The organism is Isoptericola croceus (assembly GCF_029382255.1).
GTDB classification, from domain to species: domain Bacteria; phylum Actinomycetota; class Actinomycetes; order Actinomycetales; family Cellulomonadaceae; genus Isoptericola; species Isoptericola croceus.
Window position 1 is genome coordinate 1 of record NZ_JARLLG010000170.1, and the last position, 278, is coordinate 278.

A 278-nucleotide genomic window follows, 5' to 3' on the forward strand; every position below is an offset into this window, starting at 1 on the left:
CGCCGTCGTTCCAGTGGCCACTTCCCACTCCAGCATCGTGAAGACCTCAGTGGTGCACCCAGTTCCTGTGGTCCACGCCGCTCCACTCGTCCACGCTCCAGTCGTTCCAGTGGTCAAGACCGCCCCAGTGATCACTCCAGTCGTCCACACGGTCCACGCCGCTCCATTGATCCACACCGCCCCAGTCGTTCACGCTCCACTCGTCAAGACCGTTCCAGTCTTGCACCACGCTCCAACTGTCATCGTACACTAAGGGCTCTCTCGTCTAGAACCTCAAT

General features: G+C 60.1%; 1 protein-coding gene. It reads right to left on the reverse strand.

The genetic code is table 11. From position 1 onward, the window contains the following. Positions 1-46: 46 nt before the first annotated feature. Positions 47-229 (reverse strand): hypothetical protein, encoded by a 183-nt coding sequence (locus PZC42_RS21095; protein WP_277214076.1) that lies wholly within the window; start codon positions 227-229, stop codon positions 47-49. Between the last annotated feature and the right edge of the window lie 49 nt (positions 230-278).